We start from the raw sequence: 23,506 nt of genomic DNA, 5'->3' as shown, positions 1-23,506 counted from the left end.
TGGCAACTACTGCACCGCGGGCGCCTGCATGTAGCTGCCGTCCCGGTCCCGCCGCAAGCCATTCTCCAGCGACAGCGGCGACAACCCAGTGACTCCGCACAGGCGGGCAAACTCGTGGATGTCGAAGTTGGGGTCCTCATGCGCGAGGACCTGAGCGGTCACCCACATGACGTTCGTCTTCACCCGCATCGTCTCCTGCGGAGTGAGGGGCGGCTCACCGCTGACCTTCGAGTCGAACTCCCGCCTATGGCCGGCGCGGTCCAACCGCTCGGTGGCGTCGCTCCAGTCGTGGTTCGCGATCTCCGCGGCGAATTCATGCGCAAGACGTCTCAGGGCCATGGTCCCTCCTAGTAGGACGGGGCGGCTGGGTTGACCATCCGAATAGGTCACCGCCCATGTGGCTGTTCTCCTCAGCGTACGCGGTTCAGGCCCGCTCTGCTTGGTTAGGCGGTTACTCTTCCGCCCATCACGCTGACTCTGCGATGGCCCGCACCCGACCCAGCCGCCCTGCCTCGCTCGCCAGCCTGGGGACCGCGGCCTTCCGCTACGGCTGATTCGTCTCAGCAGAAGCGACCTCCCGCGGCTGGCCGGTCCTCACCGCCGAGCCGTACTCGCTGCTGGCCCTCGCACCGCTCGTCATCGAACGCCTGCCGTAGCCCGGCGGGTAGGTCACTGAAGGCCGTTCGGGAACCGCCTCGCGAGCGTCCGAACAGCCTGAGCGAACTCCGATAACTGCCCCTTGCCCGCGATCTCCCGCAAGGTCTTCGTCGCCCGGCTGAACTCCTCGACCACCACCGGGTCCAACGCCCTGCGCTTCAGCAGGCTGTAGGCCTCGGTGAGCTCATCAACCAGGCCGCGCATCAACGCTGCGGCCTCCTTGTCGCTCCTTTGAAGGCGATCCAGAACCTCCAACATCCGCTCATCGTGATCTTCGAGGCTCTCGGCAACGATGCTCCGCAGACCTGCCGGCGTGACCTCCCGGAGCCGCTCCAGAGCCTCATGCGGGGCGGCTTCCCGCTGCGTCTTCCACCGAAGCAGCATCTCCACGGAGTACCAGTCAGGTCGATCGTCGACCATGTCGTGATGCGGAGGACAGAACAGCATGATGTTGGAGACGTCCCGCCGCTCGTCATCAGTCATGCGCGCGTCATAGCGAGGTCCTCCGATCTCCGCGGCCCGGATATGCGCGTAGTCGACGATCAACTTCCACCCGCCCTCCACCTTCCGTAGGACAGGCTCAGGGCATCCAGGCCAGTAACACAGGCCGCCGCTCAGATAGACCAGGGCGGCCCTGGTGCCTCTCGTGTAATCACGGGGACCGGGCAAGGGCACTCCTTCGTCGGTGCCCCATATTTTGAAGCCCCACCTCGAGCGAGACCAGGCACTAACTATCGGTCCCCTGCATCCTTGCCCGCGACCGTGACCCGCTGGACGTGAGGAGACGCCACCCATGGCCACGCCTGCACCCGCACACCCGTCCGCCACTCCGCGGCACTACACCCCGGCTGCCGCGGCGACCAGCAGGAGATAGTCCGCCTCGCCACCCGCCTGAACACCGGCCATCCCCGCGGGCGCGGGGCCGACGACCCGGTGGAGACAGCCGATCGCCTTGTCGCGGGATCATCTCCGCGGGCGCGGGGCCGACGAGGACCTCCACTGGATGACCGCCAGGGCCGCAGGACCATCCCCGCGGCGCGGGGCCGATGATGCCCACCGACCTGCCGGTGCGGCCCAGCTCCGGACCATCCCCGCGGGCGCGGGGCCGACACTCGGGGGACATGGTCATGGGTCCTGTGCTCCGGACCATCCCCGCGAGCGCGGGGCCGACGTTGGTAGAGACCCGGCCCCGGGCCGTGATAGCGGACCATCCCCGCGGGCGCGGGGCCGACTTGAACAGCGCCTGTCCGTCCAGCGACCGCACAGGGCCATCCCCGCCGGCGCGGGGCCGACGCCTACACCTCCGTCAGCGTGGCCGCTGACGAGGGACCATCTCCGCGGGCGCGGGGCCGACTCGTCGTGCAGGGGCTCCGGGAGCTCCCCCAGGGGACCATCCCCGCGAGTGCGGGGCCGACATCGGGCATACGGGTAGTCAAGATAGGAGAAGAGGACTATCCCCGCGGGTGCGGGGCCGACCAGGCGCCGGTAAGAGCACTGCACGGGGGGCGAGGACCATCTCCGCGGGTGCGGGGCCGACAGGGCTGCCGCTCTGCACGAGGCGGAGCACGGCGGACCATCCCCGCGGGTGCGGGGCCGACTCGGGGTAGCCACCCTCCATATCCTCGGCAAACGGACCATCCCCGCGGGTGCGGGGCCGACGCGGCACCCGCGGCGCGGGGTGCTCTCCTCCTCGGACCATCACCTGTTCCCCGTGGCCCTGTGCCCGTTCAGAGTGTGAGCCTGGAGCGGGGCGAGGGTGAGCAGGCCGCAACCGTAGGACTTGGCCGGGCCGATACCGCCCAGCAGTCGTTCAGTGAACACCACCGGATCGGTGATGCGGAGCCGCCCCTCGAAGGTCGCGGTGTGCAGAATGACGGGCTTCTTATCGTCGCCTCTCTTCTTGAAGGAAAGGCGGTTGCGGGCAGTGATCCGAACCTCGCGTGCCGACGGGACGTCAGGACCCTCTTCGGGCTCCAGGCCACGCGCTGGGGGGTCGGTGCGGGCCTCGGGAACGTCGAACCCCCAACGCTCGGTCCGGGTGAGGAACCAGGTGAGCTGCTGGGCCGCGGTGCGGTGGCCGATGCGGTAGGAGCGCTGCCTGCCGTCAGCCGTCTGCTTGGCCTGGATCTCGCTGGGCTTGATCGGGTTGGAAGTGTTCTGCACCGGGTTGGCGGTGAGCCGGAAGGCGAACTCCCGGCCGGCGGCGATCTGGGCGAGCAGCGGCGCGTAGTCCCGCACCGCGGCGTGCTCGCCGTCCGCCTCGGGCCAGCCGGCCTGCTCGACGAGGTGAGACCAGTCGGGCTTGGACTTGGTGAGCACGAAGAGGAAGGGGCGATGAGGGTTGTCGGCGTCCAGCCGCCACAGGATGCGTTCGCCGGCGGGGTCGTCAGGGATGGCGTGCATGACGGCGCCATGCATGGTGCGCGGGTTGGACAGGAGCAGCCGGCCCTTCTCGCGGTGAGGGTTGATACGGATTCGCGACAGGTAGGTCATATGCGGTCACCAGCCCAAAAGGGCGAACGGGTCGTGGCCGTCGGCGGCGGTGTCGGATTCAGGAAAACCGGTCGGCAGGGTCACCCAGATGTGGCGGACGCGGCGGCTGATGAATCGACGGTCGCGCGGCGCGAAGGACTCCGGTACGTCGTTGAGGGAATCGTCACCCTCGGGGTCGTCCAGGGTCGCGGGTAGGTCGATGGTGGCCGAGCGTGCTCGGCGGCGGGCGTAGAGCTGCTGTTTGGCTGCCTCGCTGGCCTGCCAGGGCTCGGTGCGCAGGACCTCCTCCAGCGGGGCCTCGCGGACGGCAAGGAAGAGCGGGTGCGTGGGGACGCAGGAACGGCGGCCGAGGGCGAGCGGGAAGACCGGGTGCCTCACGGCGTCGGCGAGTGGCCGCACGAGCGCATCGGGGCCCTGGAGTGCAGCGAGGAAGACCGCGTCCTGGAGGTAGAACCGCTGGGTGACGTGGGTGAACTTGGCCGGTGAGGTGGGCTTCTGCACGCCCTTGGCCGACACTCCGGCCTGCGGTAGCGGTCGTCCGCGGTAGTCACTGACGGTGTGGTAATCACGCAGCAGGGTGCCGGGCTGATCCACCCGCACTCCCATCCGGAGGTCGAGCAGCTCACCCACAGGCTCCTCGCGTTCCCTGCCGGCCGCGGCCGCGAGCAGGCCGAGGATCCCCGATTTGGTCGGCTCGGGCCGGGTGTCACGGCGGTTGAACACGCTGCGGTCGCCCCAGGACTGCAGCGGACCGCCCAGGCGCAGCACCAGCGTGGCTTCAGCGGCGCTCATCCGGCCTTCTTGATGGACTCGACGAGCGCGCCGCGCAGGCCGGCGGCCAGCTCGGGGAAGGTCTGCTCCGTGCCGAAGGTCGAGGCGAGCCGTGCAGCCGTGGCGCCCTCGGAATCGAAGGTGTGGCAGACGGCGGTGTGGACGGGCGCATCCCCCCACTGCCGGGTGGCGCGCTCGTACTCGGAGGCGAGACGCAGGGCCGACAGCTCAGCGATGCCTTCCTCCTGGCCTTCGCGGTGGACGACTGGTCTTTCGTAGGCGGAGACGAGGTTGACCGGCTGGTCGTCGCGCACCACGACCGCAACCAGGCTGGGCAGCGTGCGGTGGGCGAAGGAGTTCTGGTGGCCCGAGGGGATGGACCGGGCGAAGTGCTGGACGAAGACCTCAACCGCGTCGAGTGCGGCGTCGATGTCACCGAGGTTGGCGGCCAGCTGGTGCAGGCCGACCGTGGCGTATCGGTACAGGGTGGCGGAGTTGAATCCGATCGTGCCGATCATGCCGGCGCCGGTCTCCTCCTTGAGGTTCTCGTCGTCGACGGCCGTGTAGTAGTCGAACTCCAGCTCCACGGCGTGCGTCGACAGCGCGTGGGCGACCTGGGCGGCAGCGTCGACGTTGAGGGAGGGGATGTCGGCGACCATGCGGCCGAACAGGGCCACATCCATCGGGTGCCCGCTCTGCAGTTTCTTGGCCACCGGCAGCTCCTTCACCGCGGCGGACAGCCGGTCGTCGTCCAGGGCCGCCAGCTCGGTGGCCTGGTCGGCGACCAGGTCGATGATGTCCTCCAGCTGCCGGTAGCCGAAGAACAGCAGGTAAGCGGTGTCGCCGGCCTTCTTGCCCTCCTTGATGCCCAACGGTTCCAGGAGTTTGGCCGCCAGCCGGCCGGACTGCTCGGTGTCCAATCCGGTGCGGACGGCCAGGCGCTTGGCGAGTTCGGCGACGATCCGCTTGGTGCGGGTGGCGTGGTCCTGCTCGGGTGCGTGCCGGGCGAAGGCGGTACGGGTGGCGCGCTTCCACGCCTGGGAGGAGACCCGGGCTCGGCGCACGCCGCCGAAGTACGCCTCCTTGGGGTTGCCCTGGTCGTCGCGGTTGAGGTTGGCGGGCGGGACGGTCTGCACGATGTGGACGTCGATGTAGAGACGCTTGTCCATGGAGGACTCCAAAGAGGGAAAGAGATTGCTGTTGTCGTACGGGGTGGATCAAGGACGTACTGGGTCAGAGTCGGGTGCCGTTTCATCGGCGGGGGACCAGCCGTAGTAGTCCAGGCCCCAGCGGCGGCGGGCCCGCTGCCGGGCTTCGGGCCGCTGCCAATCGCGAATGTCGTTGAGCAGCAGGTCGTAGTCGATCGGCTGGCCGATGACGCGCAGCTGAGTGATCAGACCACGCAGGTGGTTGAGCAAGGCGGAGACCCGGGTGGCGGAAGCCGCGGCGTTTACCCGGCGGTCCACGGCCTCCTGGGTGAACTTGCCGCTCTGGTGCAGCCGGCGCAGGGCCTGGCCCAAGCGGACGCCGGGCCGGTGCATGGGCTCGGGGCGGGCCTGCTGGTGCAGCCCGTACAGCGCGAGCGCGGCGTGCTCGGCCCTTTGCTCCTCGGAGATCTCGCCCCTGCGAGCGAGCCGGTCATCGGTCAGGGAGCGGTAGTGCGGCCACAGGGCCGGCACGGTCCCGGCTTCGCGGCCGAGCCCCGCGCGCAGCGCGGCCAGGTCCTCACCCGGAGGCCGCTCGTCTTTTCTCCGCCATGTGCCGTCCGGGGCGATGTACCGGGACCAGTAGCGTGCGGTCCGGCGGTTCGGAACGGGCATGCGAATCCTCACCTTCAAGGGGTTCAGGCCACGGGGGCGGTGGCCGCGGACATGTCCTCGACGAAGTTGCCGGCGGCGGGCGCGCAGCGGGGCAGGGTGGCTTTGAGCCGCCGGCGGAAGTTCTGCTCGGCTGTGGCCAGCCGGTAGGTGAGCTGGCGGCCGTCCTTCTCGATCGTGCGGCCCCCGAACTCACCCCGGGTGGCGGTGGCCAAGAGCCTCTCCGCGACCTCCCAGGTTCGGTCCCGGGCGGCTTTCTCCCAGGCGATACGGCCCCGCTCCAGCAGGTCCGCGTCATCGGCGCTCGCCCGGACGCCTATCAGGAAGCGGCGGACGAGCGGGTCGAGAGCGTGCAGGACGAACTCCCCGGGACGCTGCCCCTTGTCCCAGGGGATGGGGTCGGCTCCGGCGGCCCGGCGAAGATCGGCGGAGAGGTTGTTCACGGCCTTGGCCAGGTCCTCCGCCTGCTCGGTGACCTCCAGCAAGACGGTGTAGGCGTCCTCCTCGGCGCGCAGGGCCGACACCGGCAAGGGGATCGAGTCGAACAGGATGTCCTCGACGACGGCGGACTGGTTGCCGTAGGTGATGCCGATCGTCTCCACCTGGAGCGGGTAGTCGAAGCCGATCAGGTCCTCGGCCTGGAGGCCGGCCAGTTGGCGCAGCAGCACCGAGGTCTCGAAGGCGCCGTCGCGGTCCTGTCGTTCCGACGCCAGCAGAGCCTGCAGCCCGCGCCAAGCGGCTTTACCGGGGGCGTGTCGTTGGGGCCTTCGGAGCGTTCCAGTCGCGCTCTTAGGTGCTTTCGCGAAGGCCCACGCCGTATGGGGTTCCCACTCGGGGATGGCCTCCAGACGATCCCCGGCGCACAGGACGACCCGAGAGACCCTCGTACCGTCGTCGGTCTCTTCAGGGATCAACCGGATGCGCCGGGCCTGCCAGGTCCACAGGTCGAGCAGGCCGGTGGCGGCTCTGACCTTCCACGCTGGTTTGAGCGGCTCACGCGCCCATTGGGGAAGATCGTCACCAGGTTGGGCGCCGATGGGGAGGTTGAGCATCAGCGTCTCGTACAGGTTGCAGCCGACCGGGACGATCACTCCCAGTGCTCCCAGCGGGCCGGTCGGGTTTCCGGTCGTCTTGCCCGCCTTGGCCTGCGGGTCGTCGGCGGCGCCGGACTTGATCGCCGCTGTGTCCCAGCAGTGGGCGTGCAACAGCCACCGGGCCGCCTGGGCCGGTGTCAGCGGCAGCGGATCCCCTTCGGTACGGCTGGCGAAGAGCGGGACGTTGTTGCCGGAGGCCGCTGTGGCCACCAGCAGGGCGGAGCCCTTGGTTTCCTGCTTGGCCGTGTGTAGGCCGCCCACCTGGGCGAAAGGGGCCTCCGCATCGAACAGGTCGAAGCGCGCCCGGCGCTTTTCCAGGTAGGCGCAGAGCTTGTCCTGCTCCTCGCGGGTGAAGTGGCCGGCATGGAACCTGCGCGCCCACTCCGCGCGGTCTCGGGGTCGTCCCAGCGCGTGCAGCACAACGGGCAGCAGGACCTGTCGAAGCAGGGCCGGGGTGTGGGTGGGAAGGTCGACTACCAGGCCGTCGAATTCGTGGGCGCGCAGCAATGCCTCACGCAGAGAGAACTCTTCGGGGCGTTTTGCGCCTTTTGGGCGTAAAGGCAGCCACTGCGAGTCGACCAAGTCGTACACGGGCATGAGAAGTCCTCGAATTAGCCGTGTCTAGAGAGTTTGCTGAAACAAGCGTGTCATAAGTCACGCATCCGTGAGGGGAAAATGCTTAGAGTGACCCTGCTCCGTACTTCAGGTCCGGAAGGCCCAGTCTGCCGGAGATGGCCCGTAGCCGTGTCTTGGGCGACCGTCGGCCCCGCATCCGCGGGGATGCCACAACCCGGTCGGCCTTTTCCCTTTTGTGCCACATCGTAAGGATTGCCGGAAAGAGGCGCCTTTAGGAGAATCTCATCTTCGCCGCCTGCCGTGCCACTGCGGGCCGCCCTCCACGATCAGGCCTAGCTCCTCGTCGTACCGCAGCGTGTACGCGTCGAGTGCAGCCGCCCCGGTTTCGTCCAGGATGACAACGCGGGTGTGCTTGAGCCAGGGGTGATCGCGCCACCCGTCGAGGGGTGCCAGGTCGCGTTCCGCGGCCTGGGTGAGCTTCGGCGGAAGCCGTACGGTCGCCCCCAGCACTTCCTCCAGCAGCTCCTGCGAAAGCGCCTCACCGTTCACCCCGAGCCACCTGCCGCCCAGCGTGCGGTAACCACGGTCGTCACCGCGGATCAGGACGACCTCCATGCTGGGATCGCCGTCCCGGACGACCGCCTGCAACGTCTCGTCGGTCACGCGGCCGTATGCCGCACCGTAGTGCAAGCCGTCCAGCGTCGGACTGGTGTGCTCATTGCGCCGGGTAAGCAGGTAATCCTCCGCGCTCCGGGCGCGTTTCCCCTGCTTGGACTGCCATTCGGCGTACGCCTCCTGCTCAGCGCCAACCCAATCCGGCGGCACGAGACCGGGCTCGCCGTCGTAGACCTTCCTCACCAGGTGCGGCACGTCCCTCGGCACGAGCCACCGGCCGCCCTCGGCCTGGCAGACCACGGCGGCGGTGCGCAGCAGCAGGTAACGCCCGTAGATTCCCTCGCTCGCCGGCAGGATCCAAGGCACCTGCCCGCGCTGCGGGGCGAATCCCGTGACCACAACCTCCGGCTTGCGAAGCCGCTCCGGCCGCTCGACGCCGTCATGGCGATGCACACGCCCCAGACGTTGAAGAAGCAGGTCGATGGTCGTCAGATCGGTGACCAGCAGATCGGCGTCCACATCGAAGGACTGCTCGGCGAGCTGGGTCGCCACCAGGATGAGGCGGCGGGGACGCCCTGGCCCGTCCTCAGCGGGCGGGCCGAGCAGCTTCAGGCACGCCTCGGTCTTCTCCGCCCGGTCATGCGCGGTCATCCGCCCGTGCAGAAGCCGCACCTCATCGCCGAAACGTCCGCGCAGCTCCCGGTACGTCTCCTGTGCGCGCGGCACCGTGTTACGGATCACCAGCGCGCACCCGCCCTGCGCCAGCCGCTCCTCGATGAGATCGGCGACCAAGCCGCCGGCGGCCGACTTGTTTGATGTGCCTGAGGACGGCGTTTCCGGCAGAACCGTGACCGCCACCTTCAGGTCCTCACGCCACTGCCCAACATGGGCGACGTCGTAGACGGCCCGGCCGTCGACCAGGCACGCAGCGGTGACGTTGGGATATCCCTGTGGCTCCGGCAGGTCCCGCACGTCGAACTCCTCCTGGGACGCGGCACCCGCCAGGTAGGCCGCGACAAGCTCCTGACGTTGCGCAGGAGGCAGCGTGGCCGACAGCATGATCACCGGCACCTGGGCCTGGCCGAGCCAGCGCAGCCCCTCCTTGAGGAACTGCGACATGTACACATCAGCCGCATGGACCTCATCGAGAATGACGACCTTGCCCATGAGCCCGGCCGCGCGCAGCATCACGTGCTTGGTCCGGGTGGCGGCGTAGAGCAACTGATCGATCGTGCCAACGACGAACGGGCTCAGCAGGCCACGCATCGGCCCAAGGAACCACGCCGCCGGCCCTTTCCTCTCCGGCTCGTCGTCCTCACAGAGCGACCGTTCACTCCTACTGCGCTCGTCCTCAGCGACGCTGCCGAAACGACCGTCCGCGTCACCATCGAACTCCCTAAGGAGGGCGCACCATTCCTTGTTGAACCTCCGCTTGCCGTGCAGCAGAGTCACCTGCTCAGCCAAGCCGTCACCCAACTTTGCAAGCCATGCGCGCACCTGGCTGAACATCGGATCGCTCGTTGCCTGCGTCGGCATCCCGACGTACACCCCATCGGCTCCGAACCGCGCCGCCAGCACCTCGGCCCCCAGCAGAGCCGCCTTCGACTTCCCGTCGCCCATCGGGGCCTCGGCGATCAGCAACCCAGGCGCCGGCATGTGTCGGGCGGTTCGTATGACGAGATCCTGTGACGGGCGGGCCGGCTGCCCGAACCGTTCACGGAAGGCGTCGGAGGCGGGGAGGCCGAGGACGCCCCAGCCCCTTCTCAACCCGAGGCTCTCCCAGGCGTCGGCGGCGCGGGACCTGGCCTTGTCCAGGCTCACGTCGGCCAGATTGTCGATCCCCCAGAAATGACGCTCGTCGCTGGCAATCCAGTCGGCCATGACCACAAGGCCACTGAGCTGCAGCTGCACTGCCCTGCTGGGGACCGCTGTGGGCTGAACCTCGGCGAGGCCTTCATAGCCGAGCAGGCGGGTGAACGTCTCCACGAGCGCACGCTGAACCTCTGACCATGCAGGGCCCTTGCCCTGCGGCTCGCCCCGCGCTGTGATGCGTCCCGAGAACACGCCCACTGAAGGAAATGACCCGTGATGACCTGCCACCAGCGGCCAGAGCCAGGCGACCTGCTGTGCGTCCCAGCCGGCTTCCCGGAGAAGGGTGCGCAGGATCATCGCACCGGCTTTGTCGTGTCGCCATGGATTGCGCTTCACCGCATGCGCGTTCCAGGTCAGCCCCACCCGACGGACCGCCTCGGCGCCCTCGTCGTCCACGCTCTGAAACGCGGGTGTGGCCTTGCCGCAGTCATGTATCCCGCACAGCCAAGCGAAGAACAACCGTCCCCGGCCTCCGGAGGTGTCGTCCAACCACTTCTTGGTCGACGGTGGAAGATAGTGATCCCAGATCTCCTCAGCTACGGCTGCGGTGTCCAATAAGTGCGATAAGAGAAGGTTTGTCCTACCGCCTGCTTTCTTTCGAGACTTACCCCACAGAGCCCCTATCTTGAGGGCAAGATCCGGTTCGATTCCAAAGTTTTCGTGCCAGTCCGCAGACATCCACCCCTCCTGCTTCAGGGCGGACCGTATAGGTTGCGACCGACAAAATACTGCCCAAGCTATCCTGAATATCGTTCATCTTCTGAACGGATCCGTTACGTAGATCATTTTGAGAGAGGCGCGGCTGACAATGAAGTATGGATGCCGCGGTCAACTAAAGGATCTGGCGGCCTCCCGCCTATAATTCCGCAGGTCAGCAAGTGTCGGCCCCGCACCCGCGGGGATGGTCCCACGGTGTCGTCGACCCCGTCGAGGTTCGCGCAGTCGGCCCCGCGCCCGCGGGGATGGTCCGCACATCCTTCCCTCGGCGATCGGCCGGCGCTCGTCGGCCCCGCGCCCACGGGGATGGTCCGTAGTCCCAGAGCGTGACGGACTCCGGCAGCCCGTCGGCCCCGCGGACGCGGGGATGGTCCCGGCCCCCGGAATGCACCCCGGAGGGCGTGAGTGTCGGCCCCGCGCCCGCAGGGATAGTCCTCTTCCGGCTGGACGGGGATGACCACGCCGCCGGTCGGCCCCGCACCCGCGGGAATGGCCCCTACCACTACTGGACTTCCTACGTCGGCTCCGGGTTGGCCCCGCACCCGCGGGGATGGTCCTAGCCTGACGTGGCCTGGTGCAGGCGCCGCTCGTCGGCCCCGTGCCCGCGGGGATGGTCCCCTGGTGGACCGCTACGGCGGCGCGGTGATGGAGTCGGCCCCGCACCCACGGGGATGGTCCCCGCGGCGCCTGTTCCTGGCCGGAGTCGTGGTCATCGGCCTCGCACCCGCGGGGATGGTCCCCGGGGTGTACTGGCCAAGACCCTGGCCGGGGTGTCGGCCCCGCGCCTGCGGGATGGTCCCGTCCTGCGCAGCACCCTCATGGACTGGCATCGGTCGCCCCGCGCCTACGGGGATGATCCGCGCTTCTTGGCGGCCTTGTACGCCTTATGGGAGCCGACCCCGCGCCTGCGGGGATGGTCCGTAGAACCGCCGCTCTGGGCAGCGTTGGAGTTTGTCGGCCCCGCCCGCGGGGATGGTCCCAGCCTGTCCCGCCAGGTGCCCGGCCTCATCCCGTCGGCCCCGCGTCTGCGGGGATGGCCCGTGGGCCAGCAGCACCAGCTCGATCTGGCTGTAGTTGGACCCGCATCTGTGGGGGATGGCCCCATGTACCGGATCAGCGCGTATGCGCTCTCCAGGTCGGCCCCGCGCCCGCGGGGATGGTCCGCAGTCGGCGGTGCGGGTCGGCATGTACGTCCAGTCGGCCCCGCGCCCGCGGGGATGAGCCCCGATTCCTCCTCGCCCGGCCCGCCTCCCTCGCGTCGGCCCCGCGCCCGCAGGGATGGTCCTCCCGCTTCTTCCTTGACCTCGCGCACGATTGCGTCGGCCCCGCGCCTGCGGGGATGGTCCGCGGCGGATGCTGGTGGCGTTGACGCGCCAGACGTCGGCCCCGCGCCCGGGGAGATGGTCCGCATGGACATCATTTCATTGGTCATGACCGGCGGTCGGCCCCGCGCCCGCGGGGATGGTCCTGCGACGTCGACGCCGTAGTCCGTCAAGCGGTCGTTGGCCTCACCCTGCGGGGATGGTCCCATGTCGCGCCGAGTCGCCAGCGCGGCGATCATGTCGGCCCCGCACCCGCGGGGATGGTCCGGTGTCTGATCACAGACAGCAAGAAGCCCCGCCGTCGGCCCCGCACCCGCGGGGATGGTCCGTGAGGTCCCCATGACGCTCCTTACGCACGACCGTCAGCCCCGCGTCCGCGGGGATGGTCCCCAGGGCATCTACGTCTGGGAAATCCTGGACCGGTCGGCCCCGTGCCTGCGGGGATGGTCCGCTCACCCAAGAGCTCGCCCGCCGGTTCACCGTGTCGGCCCCGCGCCTGCGGGGATGGTCCGGGATCGACGGCGCGCGGGAGGTCGTGGCCGCCGTCGGCCCCGCGCCTGCGGGGATGGTCCCCAGTAGGCCAGGCAGCCGAACGCCGCCATGCTGTCGGCCCCGCGCCCGCGGGGATGGTCCCGACTTGATCGCGGCACGCTCTGATGTCTTCTAGTCGGCCCCGCGCCCACGGGGATGGTCCCAGGTGCAGGTCAAGGTTGTAGCAGGCGTAGCGGTCGGCCCCGCGCTCGCGGGGATGGTCCGCCGATGTGCTTGCACTGCTCCTCGATGGCCTGGACGGCTCCGCGTCCGCGGGGATGGTCCCCAGGGAGCGTGGAACGACTGGGCGGTGTGCGGGTCGGCCCCGCATCCGCGGGGATGGTCCAGGTAGGCGCGTGAGACGAACCACCTTGGCCGTGTCGGCCCCGCGCCCGCGGGGATGGTCCCTTGAACTTGGCGGTCAGGGTGCCGACGACCGTGTCGGCCCCGCGCCTGCGGGGATGGTCCGTGGGGCGAGGCGTACAACCCGTCCCTGGAGTCGTCGGCTCCGCGCCTGCGGGGATGGTCCCTCCTCGACCTGGTCCCCGCCCAGCCCTGCAGGGTCGGTCCCGCGCCCGCGGGGATGGTCCGGCCATCGAACGCGCTGAGAAGTACTCCGGTGTGTCGGCCCCGCGGACGCGGGGATGATCCCGGATTGGGAAGTCGCATCGCACATAACCACCTGCTGGCCCCGCGGGCGCGGGGATGGTTCCACCCCGTCACGGACCATCCGGTACAGGCGGTCGTCGGCCCCCTCACCGGCCAGGTGATATCGGCCCCGCGCCTGCGGGGATGATCTCTACCCCGAGGCCATGCTCAAGGCCCACGCCGTGTCGGCCCCGCGCCTGCGGAGATGGTCCGCTGCGCCTCGATCTGCTGGCACAGCGTCGGCGATCGGCCCCGCACCCGCGGGGATGGTCCCCCGGCCGCGCTGGCTCCCGCCGTACCGGCCGCGTCGGCCCCGCACCCGCGGGGATGGTCCCCTCGCCGTCTGATCGCCCGGCCCGGCGCCCCTGTCGGCCCCGCACCCGCGGGGATGGTCCCTGGATCGGCGTCGCCACCGGTGACACCGCCTCGTCGGCCCTGCACCCGCGGGGATGGTCCCCTGGAGGAGGGCAAGGCCATGCTGGCCTCGGCGTCGGCCCCGCACCCGCGGGGATGGTCCGCAGACCGCAGCGGTCGTCACCACGGCACCGATGTCGGCCCCGCACCCGCGGGGATGGTCCCCATGGTCGGACCTCCAGTGTCCGGTCTAGGCCGTCGGCCCCGCACCGGCGGGGATGGTCCCCGTCCCGGCGTAGCCCAACGTCACATGCTCGGGTCGGCCCCGCACCCGCGGGGATGGTCCGTCCTCCGCCGCCTTGGCGAGGTCCTCCAGCAGGTCGGCCCCGCACCCGTGGGGATGGTCCCAGATTGTGCAGGTTTATTTGGTGGCTTCTCGCGTCGACCCCGCACCCGCGGGGATGGTCCGGAGCTGACTCGCCTTCGGCGGATCTTGAGGCGGTCGGCCCCGCGCCCGCGGGGATGCTCCCACACCGATCGAGTACGCCGCCAACGTCTGGACGTCAGCCCCGCGCTCGCGGGGATGGTCCCGTGATGCGGATCGCCACACCGGCCGACCGCGCGTCGGCCCCGCGCCTGCGGGGATGGTCCGGACGACTGGATCATCCGCGGGGTCCTCGGCGAGTCGGCCCCGCGCCTGCGGGGATGGTCCGGTAGCCGATCACCTGACCGTGAGCGCTGAGGAGTCGGCCCCGCGCCTGCGGGGATGGTCCCGTCGCCCGCGCCGCCATCACCGCCCAGACCGAGTCGGCCCCGCGCCTGCGGGGATGGTCCCATCTCTTCTGCTCCTTCCGTAGGCGGCGCCGGGTCGGCCCCGCGCCTGCGGGGATGGTCCGGACATTCACCGCGCCGTGTGGGCCGGGAGCCCGTCGGCCCCGCGCCTGCGGGGATGGTCCCCCGGCCCCGATCCTCGCGGCGGCCGTCGCACGGTCGGCCCCGCGCCTGCGGGGATGGTCCGTGGGGAGACGACGACTGGGGTTACCGGCGCCGGTCGGCCCCGCGCCTGCGGGGATGGTCCATGTGCGCGGGGTCGGCCCGGACACGGGAACCGGTCGGCCCTGCGCCCGCGGGGATGGTCCCTTCTCGGTCCGGTTGGCCTCGGCCTCGGGCGCGTCGGCCCCGCACCCGCGGGGATGGTCCGCTGTTCCGCACCGAGGCGCTGTTGCTCGGTCTGTCGGCCCCGCACCCGCGGAGATGGTCCTGGGTTCGGCCAGCTCATGGAGGACGCATTTGGGTCGGCCCCGCACCCGCGGGGATGGTCCGGAGGGCGAGGTCACGTTGCTGCGCTGGTCGTCGTCGGCCCCGCACCCGCGGGGATGGTCCCGTCCGGCGCGTAGCCACGCCCCCCGTTGCCTAAGGCGTGTCTGATAAATGATCTCGGTGGTGCGGTTAGATGATTCCTCGTGGTGCGACGAGGTGAGCTGACCGACAAGGCCTGGCAGCGGATCGAGCCCCTGCTGCCCGCCAAGGATGGCAGGGGACGGCCCTGGCGGGATCACCGCGCGGTCATCAACGGGATCTTGTGGAGGTTGCGGACCGGAGCGCCCTGGCGCGACGTACCGGAGCGCTACGGTCCCTGGCAGACCTGCTACGAGCGGTTCAAACGCTGGGAGGAAGACGGCACCTGGACCCGCCTGCTGGAGGAGATGCAGGTCAAAGACGACTCCCTCGGTGCGGTGGAGCTGGTCGTCAGCGTCGACTCCACCATCGCCCGAGCCCACCAGCACGCTGCCGGCGCCCGAAAAAGGGGGACGGCGGAGGGACGATCGACGCGAAAGCCTCCCAAAGACGACAAGCCCTCGGCCGATCCCGGGGCGGGCTGACCACCAAGCTCCATCTGATCACCGAAGCCCGTGGCCTGCCGCTTGCCCTGCACCTGACCGGCGGCAACATCAACGACTGCACCGCCTTCGAAGCGGTGATGGGCACCTTCCGGCTGCGCCGTCGCATCGGCCGTCCCCGTACCCGGCCGGACCGGCTGGTGGCGGATAAGGGCTACTCCTTTCGGAAGATCCGCCTGCATCTGCGGCGGCGCGGCATCGGCGCGGTCATCCCTGAGCGGTCCGATCAGATCGCCGCCCGCAAGCGCAAGGGCAGCCGCGGAGGCCGCCCGCCCGCCTTCGATGCCGCGGCCTACAAGGGGCGTAACGTGGTGGAGCGGTGCTTTGCCAAGCTCAAGCAGTGGCGAGCCGTCGCCACCCGCTACGACAAGCTCGCCGGCCGCTACCTCGCGGGCGTCACCATCGCTTCCCTGCTGCTCTGGCTCCGCCACGCCGAATTATCAGACACGCCTTAGTCGGCCCCGCACCCGCGGGGATGGTCCCCGCGGCTGGGCAGACATCGGATACGGTTTCGGGTCGGCCTCGCGCCTGCGGATGGTCCGGCCACGGGCGCCGATCGCCCCGACCCCGTACGGTCGGCCCCGCGCCTGCGGGGATGGTCCGCTGTACATCGCCGTGCTCGGCACCCCCGAGATGTCGGCCCCGCACCCGCGGGGATGGTCCCCGCGGCTGGGCAGACATCGGATACGGTTTCGGGTCGGCCTCGCGCCTGCGGATGGTCCGGCCACGGGCGCCGATCGCCCCGACCCCGTACGGTCGGCCCCGCGCCTGCGGGGATGGTCCGCTGTACATCGCCGTGCTCGGCACCCCCGAGATGTCGGCCCCGCACCCGCGGGGATGGTCCGCTGGCCGGCTCGCTGCCGGTGACGGCCAGGAGGTCGGCCCCGCACCCGCGGGGATGGTCCGTCAAGGAAGGGCGAGGTCTTCGGCCCGTGGAAGTCGGCCCCGCGCCTGCGGGGATGGTCCGGGCTAGTGACAGCCCGGCCTGGATCCGGGGCGGTCGGCCCCGCGCCTGCGGGGATGGTCCGCTGGAGATCGACCGGTTGGACCACATCATGGCGTCGGCCCCGCAGGCGCGGGGATGGTCCCGAGATCACCTACCGGGGCCAGCGGCTCAACCCGTCGGCCCCGCGCCCGCGGGGATGATCCATGCGCCCCCTGGCGCACTGCTTCGACTGCGGAGTCGGCCCCGCGCCGGCGGGGATGGTCCGTGCGCCGCGGCCGGCCCGGACGCCGATGGGGCGTCGGCCCTGCGCCCGCGGGGATGGTCCCGGCTGTCTGAGCAACCACGGGACCTGTGCCACGTCGGCCCCGCGCCTGCGGCGATGGTCCGCGGAGCCGCGCCAGAGCGAGGTCTCCAACGTCATCGGTCCCGCGCCTGCGGGGATGGTCCGCTCACCACCGACCTGTCCCTCCCCGCGCCCGGATCGGCCCCGCACCTGCGGGGATGCTCCGGAGTCGGGCGCTGGATCGGACAAGGCCATGACGTCGGCCCCGCGCCCGCGGGGATAGTCCCCCCCGTGGGACATGGCGTATGTCCACCTGGAGGTCGGCCCCGCGCCTGCGGGGATGGTCCCGGTTGCGTCCACGGAGGTGGTGTATGAGTTTCCCCAGCTAGCGGGCGTGGCGTCGTGAAATGAGGACGGCCATCGCGTGATCCTTCGTGATTGCGACATCAAGATCGAAGGAGAGAAGCGATGGCCGCGACCAACAGTGTGGACCCTGCCGCATGGCTGGCTCAGCAGATCGAGCACGGCGATCCGGATCTGTTGCGATCCATGGTGAAGACCATGGCCGAGGCGTTGATGTCGGCCGAGGCCGACGGCCTGTGCGGTGCCGACTACGGCACCCGCAGCGAGGAGCGCACCAATCGACGCAACGGTTATCGATCCCGGGACTGGGACATCCGCGCGGGCACCGTTGAACTCGCCATCCCCAAACTGCGCTCGGGAAGCTACTTTCCCGACTGGCTGCTGCAGCGCCGTCGGCGGGCCGAGCAAGCCCTGATCAGCGTGGTGGCCACCAGCTACCTGCTCGGGGTCTCCACCCGCCGCATCGACAAACTCGTCGAGCAGCTCGGCATCACCGGGATCTCCAAGAGCCAGGTCAGCCAGATGACCAAGACTCTCGATGGGCAGGTGGACGCCTTCCGCACCCGGCCGCTGGACGGCGGCCCGTATGCCTTCGTGTGGCTGGACGCGCTGACGCAGAAGGTCCGCGAGGGCGGCCGGACGGTCAACGTCCACGTCCTGGTCGCCACCGCCGTCAACGCCGACGGCCGCCGGGAGATCCTCGGGCTGGAGGTGTCGGCGGCCGAGGACGGCGCCGGCTGGCTGGCCTTCCTGCGCGGCCTGGTGGCCCGCGGTCTGAGCGGGGTGCAATTGGTGATCTCCGATGCCCACCGCGGCTTGGTCGAGGCGATCGGCGCGACCTTGCCGGGTGCGTCCTGGCAGCGCTGCCGCACCCACTACCTGCGCAACCTGCTGACCACGGTCCCCAAGTCAGCCCAGCCGTGGGTGGCGACGCTGGTGCGGACCATCTTCGACCAGCCCGCCGCCGAACAGGTCCGCGCCCAGCACGCCTGGGTCATCGACGCCCTGGAGGCGAAGTATCCGGCCACCGCCGAGCATCTGGACGCCGCCCGCGAGGAACTCCTGGCCTTCGCGGCGTTTCCTAAGGAGACCTGGCGGCAGATCTGGTCCAACAATCCCCAGGAGCGGTTGAACAAGGAGATCAGGCGCCGCACCGACGTGGTGGGGATCTTCCCTGACCGCGCCGCGATCGTCCGTCTCGTCGGTGCGGTTTTGGCCGAGCAGACCGATGAGTGGACCGAGGCCCGCCGCTACATGGGCCTGGACATCCTCGCCAAGTGCCGTATGCGCCTGCTGGCCGGCGACACACCGGAACAGAGTCTGATCCCGCAGACACTCACCGCTTAACCTGCAGAAACAGGATCACGCGAAGGCCGGCTCATACACCACTTCGCTGGACGTGACCATGGTCCCAGGGCGGCCAACTCGGCGTCGAACAGGTCGAGGTCGGCCCCGTGCCTGCGGGGATGGTCCGGGCAACGATGTGGCCGGGTGGACGTCGATCTTGTCGGCCCCGCGCCCGCGGGGATGGTCCGGCGTTGACGTGGCCGAGCCTGCCCGTGGCGAGGTCGGCCCCGCGCTCGCGGGGATGGTCCGGTCATCAGGTCTGGCACGGACGTTCTCAGCACGTCGGCCTCGCGCCCGCGAGGATGGTGGTCCCCGCAACTCCAGCGGGGTGCTGCTGCCGAGCGGTCGGCCCCGTATCCGCGGGGATGGTCCGTCGTGTATGCCCGGGAGCTGGTCGCCCGGGTGGTCGGCCCCGCGCCCGCGGGAATGGTCCCTGCCACAGCATGTGGACCGCGGCCTCCGGCGTGTCGGCCCCGCGGACGCGGGGATGGTCCCCACGGTCACGATGCCACCTCCGCCAATGGCACGTCGGCCCCGCGCCTGCGGGGATGGTCCGCCGCCGGCGAACCGCCTGACGCGCTTATCCGTGTCGGCCCCGCGCCCGCGGGGATGGACCGCGGAACCAACGTCGTGAGTAGCGAAACTCATGATCGGCCCCGCACCCGCGGGGATGGTCCGATGGGTAAGGCGCTGCGCCTGGACGACGAGGAGTCGGCCCCGTGCGGCGTGTCGGCCCCGCGCCTGCGGGGATGGTCCGGTGCAAAGGATGGACGCTGGAGCGCGCAGGCTGTCGGCCCCGCGCCTGCGGGGATGGTCCCGGCAACGGCACCCTCGACGCCGGCCCGCCCGCGTCGGCCCCGCGCCTGCGGGGATAGTCCCAGCGCGTCTCACTGAGCCTGGGTAAGGACGTCGTCGGCCCCGCGCCTGCGGAGCTGGTCCCTGGACGGAGACCATCGTGAGGAAGCTCCCCACGTCGGCCCCGCGCCCGCGGGGATGGTCCGGAGTTCGAGTGGAAGCGCCTGTACACGGGGGTGTCGGCCCCGCGCCTGCGGGGATGGTCCTGGGGCGGACGAAAAAGGACGCAGCGTACTGTGGTCGGCCCCGCGCCCGCGGGGATGGTCCCGTGGTTCGTCACGTCCCGGCTTGGCCGTCGATGTCGGCCCCGCGCCTGCGGGGATGATCTGAGGGTGGCCCGCCTCACCCCTCCAGTAGGCGGGTCGGCCCCGCGCCTGCGGGGATGGTCCCAGGCGATGACGCCTTCTTTGACCGCCTATCAGGCCGGCCCCGCACCCGCGGGGATGGTCCATGCTCCCGTTACAGATGGGGGTACATCCCCACGTCGGCCCCGCACCCGCGGGGATGGTCCCCGCTTCGGCCGCAACCGCACCGGTAACGCGGTGTCGGCCCCGCACCCGCGGGGATGGTCCCACCCTTCTCGGTGCTTACTCCCTCATGCACTCGTCGGCCCCGCGCCTGCGGGGATGGTCCGGGGTCGTGATCCCGCCGAACCGGCAAGACCCGGTCGGCCCCGCGCCTGCGGGGATGGTCCCGTCCAGCGGCTCCTGACCCGCGTCGCCCTCGCGTCGGCCCCGCGCCTGCGGGGATGGTCCGCCGGACATCTTCGAGGAGACGTACGAGCCCGTGTCGGCCCCGCGCCTGCGGGGATGGTCCGCTGGAGATCGACCGGTTGGACCGCATCATGGCGTCGGCCCCGCGCTCGCGGGGATGGTCCGGTCGACCTGGACAGGACGATGCTCGCCCCGGGTTGGCCCCGCGGACGCGGGGATGGTCCTGAGCGCTTCGAGCGCCACCTGGCCCGCCGCAAGTCGGTCCCGCGGGCGCGGGGATGATCTCTACCCCGAGGCCATGCTCAAGGCCCGCGCCGTATTGGCCCCGCGCTCGCGGGGATGGTCCTCCAGATGAGAGGTAGCGCTGTGAGCCCCGCCCGTCGGCCCCGCGCCTGCGGGGATGGTCCGTAGTCCCAGAGCGTGACGGACTCCGGCAGCCCGTCGGCTCCGCGCCCGCGGGGATGGTCTCAGCGGCACGCTGGCCACGCCGTCGGGCGGCGTGTTGGCCCCGCGCCCGCGGGGATGGTCCCCGGATCGTCTCCTGGTACGCCGACATCAAGGGGTCGGCCCCGCGCCTGCGGGAATGGTCCGGAGGCGCGTGCCCGGGTTCGCGCCGCCCAAGCGTCGGCCCCGCGCCCGCGGGAATAGTCCGTCTCCGGAGCAGGTGCGTCAGGAGATGGACGCGTCGGCCCCGCGCCCGCGGGGATGGTCCCTTGTGGTCCGGGAGTTGGCGCTCCCGGCCTTTGTCGGCCCCGCGTCCGCGGGGATGGTCCCTCCACCAGGGTGAGCCCGTTGTCGGGGTCGCCGTCGGCCCCGCGCCTGCGGGGATGGTCCCTACCACTACATCACGTCGCAGGTGGCAGGTAGGTCGGCCCCGCGCCTGCAGGGATGGTCCTCCGATCGAGTGGTGGATGACGGGTGGCCGGTCGTCGGCCCCGCGCCTGCGGGGATGGTCCCCTTGAAGACGTGACCCTCACCGCGGTTACGTTGTTGGCCCCGCGCCCGCGGGGATGGTCCGGAGTCGGGCGCTGGATCGGACAAGGCCATGACGTCGACCCCGCACCCGCGGGGATGGTCCGCACGGCAGCTTCGCGGCGAAGGAGTATCAGCAGTCGGCCTCGCGCCTGCGGGGATGGTCCGCTGTTCGGGCCCGTGGACGTGGCCGCCCTGATGTCGGCCCCGCGCCTGCGGGGATGGCCCGGGCGAGACGACCACCAACGCCGCTATCGCGGTGTTGGCCCCGCGCTCGCGGGGATAGTCCGGACTGCACGCTGTAGCCGGCGCTGCGGAGGATGTCGGCCCCGCGGGCGCGGGATGTCCCGTGCCGCTCCCCCACGCTGCCACGGCTCCGGTGTCGGCCCCGCACCCGCGGGGGATGGCCCAGGTTGGGATAAGCGACGGCTAATCGTTCTCCGGTCGGCCCCGCGCCTGCGGGGATGGTCCGCTCCTCGTCTGGGGCGCGCTCGGCAACATCGTGTCGGCCCCGCGCCCGCGGGGATGGTCCTAACCCGTAGATCGAGGGCTTCTTGGCGATGGAGTCAGCCCTGCGCCTCGTCTGGCAGCGGCGTGCCGTAAATCCCCGAGCGCTCGCGGCGGCCGCCATGGTTTCAGCGGGCCAGGGTCGCGCGGAGCGCGGTCCGATCGCCGGCGTACAGCTCGACTATCACCGCCAGGACCCGTCCCTCCTGCTCATCGGCCAAGGTGGAGAACTGCTCCAGCACCGGCGTAGCCGGCAGCAGCCCCAGCAGGCGCTCCTCCTCCTCACTGGGCATCCGCGCGATGAACGTCGCCTCGTGAGCGACACCGAGCCCGGCCCTTCCCAGCCACGCCGCGTCCGGCTCCTGCAGCGGCTTCGGCCCACGCAGCTCCGGGGCCCGCTCGACCAGTTCGGCGGCAAGGTAGACGTCAGCGATCCGGCCCGGCCGGATCGCGCGGCGGCGCACCACCTCGATGGCGTCCGGCATCAGCACCACGACGAAACCGGGCGGCTCAACGATGCCGACCTCGACCCGCGCGCCGGCCTCCCGACTCTCACCGCCCAGACCCGCGTCGACGAGCTGCCGGTCGTAGCCGCGGACGAACACGCCCTTCTTGGGCCGCGGTTCGGCGTACCCCCGGTTGACCAGCCAGGCCAGGGCCCGCTGTGCAGTGTTGCGCGCGACCCCGTGGCGAGCCTGGAGCTCGTTCTCAGAGGGGAGCTGATCGCCGGCCCCGTAGGTGCCGTCCTCGATCCGGCCGAGGAGATCACGGGCGATCTTCTCCCATTCGTGCCCGGCACTCATGCCGCCCACCACTTTCTGCCATCGTCGCGCGTCGTGCGGACTAAGAGTGCCAGCACAGCGGACCACTGGGATATCGATCAGCGCATTCACGGTCAACTTCTCCCCTTGCAACATCTACACCCAACAAGTTAACTTGACGGGTGTAGGAAGCCAAGAGGGAGGCACTGATGAGCGTTTCGTTCATGATCTGGCTGGTCGTGTTCGTCGGCCTGCCCCTGTCGGCCAGCGTCGCCACCGGCGACGAGGCGACCCCCGCCCAGGTCTACGCCACCGCCAAGGCCCTCACCCCCTACGGCCGCCTCGTCGCGGCTGGCCTGATCCTCTACGCCCTCGCCGGTGGCCTCGCCTACCTGGTCCGGGAGAACGCCCGCATCCTCGCCTACGCCGCCGCGGCCGCCGCTGTCATCGCCGCCGCCGTGCTCGCCGGGATCGCCTCCCGCCTCGCCCTCATCGCCGGAACCCGCCTACCCGCCCTCACCTGACCCCGGAACGGAGACCCCCCGCATGCGCGTCCTCGTGCTCTCCACCGCGACCGCCGCCACCCTGGCCGCCGGCGTCATCGCCGTCCACCCCGCCCTGAGCTTCACCGCGTCCCTGATCGGCACCGCCGCACTGCTGCTCTGCGGCGCCGCCCTCCTGACCGTCCTCGCCTCGCACATCCGCCGCACCGAGACCCGATACCGGGCCTCCATGCCGCCCGACCAGCGCCGCCGGACCGACCTGCGGTGGAACCACCGCTAACCCGGCCCCTCTCGTACCACCCGCACCACCTTGGACCTGGAAGGAGCCCCCTGGTGAGCATCACCAACACGGGCGACGCGACCCGCCACCCGGCCCCCGTCGAGGAGATCGTCACCGGCGAACTCATCACCGACGAGGACTACCGCCGCAACTTCCGGCCCGCCCCCACCCCCTGGACCGCGCCCCTGGCGCTGCCCGTCTTCGTCGACGACCCCGGCCAGGCCGCCCGCCACGTCGGCCGCGCCCTGGCCCGCGTGCCCATCCGCTTCCCCGGCGCCGTCGCCCGCGGCACCGGCCGCTCCCTGGCCGCGTGGTGGCGATGGGTCACCGCCACCGAGGAGCACCACGCGCTGCTGCGCACCGGCAAGAGCGTCACCAGTAAGGACCTCGAACAGCTCGCCGCGCTGCGCAAGGCCCGCCGCACCGCGACCTGGTGGTCACTGTCGACCACCCTGGGCGGCGGCTTCACCCTGTACGCCACCCAGGGCACCCTCGCCGTCGCGGCCGCCGCCGCAACCGGCGCTCTCAGCCTCGCCGCCGCCGGACGCCGCCCCTCCCCCACCCCCGCGCTCTCCCCCGCCCGCCGCCCGCAGCTCAGCATGTTCACC

Annotated in this window: 13 protein-coding genes, 1 pseudogene and 1 CRISPR repeat array; of the genes and pseudogenes, 5 read left to right on the top strand and 9 right to left on the bottom strand. The window is 70.7% G+C overall.

The genetic code is table 11. The annotated features are described in order from the left end of the window. Positions 1–6: 6 nt before the first annotated feature. The 8 genes from HDA43_RS33525 to cas3 all read right to left on the bottom strand — a co-directional run bounded on the left by HDA43_RS33525 (position 7) and on the right by cas3 (position 10,573). Positions 7–339, bottom strand: a complete 333-nt coding sequence (locus tag HDA43_RS33525) for a hypothetical protein (protein ID WP_179828977.1) — start codon at positions 337–339, stop codon at positions 7–9. A gap of 330 nt (positions 340–669) precedes the next feature. After that, positions 670–1,203, bottom strand: a complete 534-nt coding sequence (locus HDA43_RS33520; protein WP_179828975.1) for a hypothetical protein — start codon at positions 1,201–1,203, stop codon at positions 670–672. A 1,152-nt stretch (positions 1,204–2,355) separates the two neighbouring features. After that, positions 2,356–3,150 (bottom strand): type I-E CRISPR-associated protein Cas6/Cse3/CasE, encoded by a 795-nt coding sequence (cas6e, locus tag HDA43_RS33515; protein WP_179828973.1) that lies wholly within the window; start codon positions 3,148–3,150, stop codon positions 2,356–2,358. Positions 3,151–3,156: 6 nt separating this feature from the next. Then, positions 3,157–3,942, bottom strand: a complete 786-nt coding sequence (gene cas5e / locus HDA43_RS33510) for a type I-E CRISPR-associated protein Cas5/CasD (RefSeq protein WP_179828972.1) — start codon at positions 3,940–3,942, stop codon at positions 3,157–3,159. Further along, positions 3,939–5,090 (bottom strand): type I-E CRISPR-associated protein Cas7/Cse4/CasC, encoded by a 1,152-nt coding sequence (cas7e, locus tag HDA43_RS33505; protein ID WP_179828971.1) that lies wholly within the window; start codon positions 5,088–5,090, stop codon positions 3,939–3,941. The genes cas5e and cas7e overlap by 4 nt, the downstream gene beginning before the upstream one ends. A 48-nt stretch (positions 5,091–5,138) precedes the next feature. Further along, complete coding sequence (gene casB / locus HDA43_RS33500; protein ID WP_179828970.1) at positions 5,139–5,741, bottom strand: type I-E CRISPR-associated protein Cse2/CasB; 603 nt, start codon at positions 5,739–5,741, stop codon at positions 5,139–5,141. Positions 5,742–5,764: 23 nt separating this feature from the next. Beyond that, the gene (gene casA / locus HDA43_RS33495) at positions 5,765–7,429 is read right to left on the bottom strand and encodes a type I-E CRISPR-associated protein Cse1/CasA (protein ID WP_179828969.1); all 1,665 of its coding nucleotides are present in this window, start codon (positions 7,427–7,429) and stop codon (positions 5,765–5,767) included. Positions 7,430–7,690: 261 nt separating this feature from the next. Continuing rightward, positions 7,691–10,573: a CRISPR-associated helicase Cas3' gene (gene cas3 / locus HDA43_RS33490; RefSeq protein ID WP_179828968.1), complete on the bottom strand. Its 2,883-nt coding sequence runs from the start codon at positions 10,571–10,573 to the stop codon at positions 7,691–7,693. 1,173 nt (positions 10,574–11,746) lie between these two features. Then, positions 11,747–12,080: direct repeats of the CRISPR family, unit length 28 nt; unit sequence GTCGGCCCCGCGCCTGCGGGGATGGTCC. Between the two features lie 2,853 nt (positions 12,081–14,933). Between cas3 and HDA43_RS33485 the strand changes: the two are divergent. Then, positions 14,934–15,823 (top strand): annotated as a pseudogene (locus HDA43_RS33485) (IS5 family transposase). A gap of 1,242 nt (positions 15,824–17,065) precedes the next feature. Further along, on the top strand, positions 17,066–18,307 hold the full coding sequence (locus tag HDA43_RS33480) for an IS256 family transposase (RefSeq protein WP_179829228.1): 1,242 nt from the start codon (positions 17,066–17,068) through the stop codon (positions 18,305–18,307). A 3,175-nt stretch (positions 18,308–21,482) separates the two neighbouring features. Here the strand turns inward: HDA43_RS33480 and HDA43_RS33475 are convergent. Then, a complete protein-coding gene (locus tag HDA43_RS33475) occupies positions 21,483–22,157 on the bottom strand; it encodes a GntR family transcriptional regulator (protein WP_179828967.1) in 675 nt (224 codons plus the stop codon). Between the two features lie 167 nt (positions 22,158–22,324). Here HDA43_RS33475 and HDA43_RS33470 point away from each other — a divergent pair, with 167 nt between their 5' ends. From HDA43_RS33470 to HDA43_RS33460, 3 genes are all read left to right on the top strand, one after another. After that, entirely contained in the window at positions 22,325–22,639 is a 315-nt protein-coding gene (locus tag HDA43_RS33470) for a hypothetical protein (RefSeq protein WP_179828966.1), read from the top strand. Positions 22,640–22,661: 22 nt separating this feature from the next. Next, positions 22,662–22,898 carry a hypothetical protein gene (locus tag HDA43_RS33465; RefSeq protein ID WP_179828964.1) on the top strand — a complete coding sequence of 79 codons (237 nt, stop codon included), beginning with the start codon at positions 22,662–22,664 and terminating at the stop codon, positions 22,896–22,898. Positions 22,899–22,951: 53 nt separating this feature from the next. Then, on the top strand, positions 22,952–23,506 hold a 555-nt coding region (locus tag HDA43_RS33460; protein WP_218912943.1), incomplete at its 3' end, for a hypothetical protein.

The organism is Streptosporangium sandarakinum, from assembly GCF_013409935.1.
GTDB lineage: Bacteria > Actinomycetota > Actinomycetes > Streptosporangiales > Streptosporangiaceae > Streptosporangium > Streptosporangium nondiastaticum.
Note: the sequence above shows the minus strand (reverse complement) of the source record. Positions and strands in the feature narration are given on the sequence as shown.